At 64.4% G+C, this 1,620-nt stretch carries 2 protein-coding genes; both read right to left on the bottom strand.

Annotated elements, in window-relative coordinates; genetic code table 11:
• Positions 1 to 234: hypothetical protein (locus tag ACZ9YD_RS14840; protein ID WP_465076056.1), on the bottom strand; the 234-nt coding region annotated here is incomplete at its 3' end.
• Between the two features lie 160 nt (positions 235 to 394).
• Positions 395 to 1,447, bottom strand: a complete 1,053-nt coding sequence (locus ACZ9YD_RS14835) for a LysR family transcriptional regulator (RefSeq protein ID WP_465076055.1) — start codon at positions 1,445 to 1,447, stop codon at positions 395 to 397.
• Positions 1,448 to 1,620 lie beyond the last annotated feature (173 nt).

Below are 1,620 nucleotides of genomic sequence, written 5' to 3'. Positions count from 1 at the left end.
TTTTCTTTGGTTCCGTTTCTTTTGGGCCAGCAAAAGAAATGAACCCGCTCGCCGCAAGGTGAGTGGAAGCGTTTGATCCTGTTTGTCGCCGTAGGCGAGTAAGCGAAGTAGCAACGTCAACCGCTTTCGTCCGCTGACGCGGCCGAGTTCATTTCTTTTGGTTGACGCCAAAAGAAACGGAACCAAAGAAAAACGTCTCCCCGAAAAGTCCGAAGCCCGCGGCGTCATGCGCACCGGGATTTTCCGACTCGGCATCCTGCCTCGGTCGGAAAACGCCGCACGTCCTGTGCGGCGCCCTCCGGGTTTGAATCGGGTGCGATCCGTTAAGAGGATCAAAAGCTCAGAGCGAGCAAAAGCAGAGCAGGCACGCCGCCTACGGCGCGTGCCGACACACTTACCTGCCAACCGGCACAACCTCTTCCTCGACCTCCACCACCGGCACCACCACCCGCCGCGTCGCCTTCTCCAGCTGCGCCAGCGCCACCTTGCCCGCCGCCTTCGCTTCCAGTGCCTGCTGCTGCACCTGGCAGAGCGTCTGCATGTGGTCGGCGTCGAAGTTCAGGCGTTCGATCAGGAAATCGACGAACGCGCGCACCTTCGGCGAAACGAGGCGACCGCCGGGGAAGACGGCATTGAAATCGACTTCCGGGCCGGTCCAGCCGGCGAGCACGCGTTGCGCCATGCCGGCTTCGACGAAGGCCTTGGCCATCACGTCGCCGGTGAGCATCAGGCCTTCGCCCTTGATCAGCGCCCAGTTGAGCGCGGCGGGATCGTTGGCGACGAGCTGCGGGTTCACCGGGAAATCGCGCAGCGCGCGGCCGTCGGTCAATGACCAGATGAAGCGGTTGTTGGCGTTGTGGCTCTTGCGCATCACCAGGGTGCGGTGGTGCTGCAGGTCGTCGGGGTGCAGCGGTTCGCCGTGCTGTTCGATGTAGGACTGGCTGGCGAACACCTGCGTGCGCAGGCTGCCGAGCTTGCGGGCGACGAGGTTGGAATCGGGCAGCGTGCCGATGCGAAGCGCGAGGTCGGCTTCGCCTGCGATCAGGTCGAGCTTCTCGTTGCCCATGTGCATGTCGAGCTGGATCTCGGGGTACTGCGCCTGGAAGTCGCCGAGTAGCGGCGCGATCCAGGTGATGCCGATCGAGTACGGCACGGTGAAGCGCAGCCAGCCGCGCGGGCCGGACTGCAACTGCGCGACGGCGCTCTCGGCCTCTTCCAGTCCGCGCGCGATGCGCTGGCAATGCTCGTGATAGATGCTGCCGGCTTCGGTCAGGCCGAGGCGCCGCGTGGTGCGGTTGAGCAGGCGCGCGCCGAGTCGCTGTTCGAGTTCCTGCACTTTGCGGCTGACCGTGGTCTTGGGCAGACCGAGCGCATTGGCGGCAGCGATGAAGCTGCCCTGCTCGACCACCTTGACGAAGATCAGGGTCTCGTTGAGATCGTGTGCCATGTGGGACTCCTGGAGCGGGCGCGCGCACGGTGCGCGGAGGATTGGACCGTGACGGGGATAATTATTCCCTCGAATAGGGACTAATCAAGTCCCCTTTCGAGGCGGATGATCTGCGGCATCCCCCGAGTCGACGCCGCCCATGTCCGCCCCCCGTCCCGCCGCGCCCCCCGCGC

It is taken from the genome of Luteimonas sp. AC640a (assembly GCF_979256585.1).
This window is presented reverse-complemented; position numbering and strand designations above follow the sequence as displayed.

Excerpts from the sequence above, each read along its gene's own strand:
- ACZ9YD_RS14835 (WP_465076055.1), bottom strand. The coding sequence starts at position 1,447 with ATGGCACACGATCTCAACGAGACCCTGATCTTCGTCAAGGTGGTCGAG.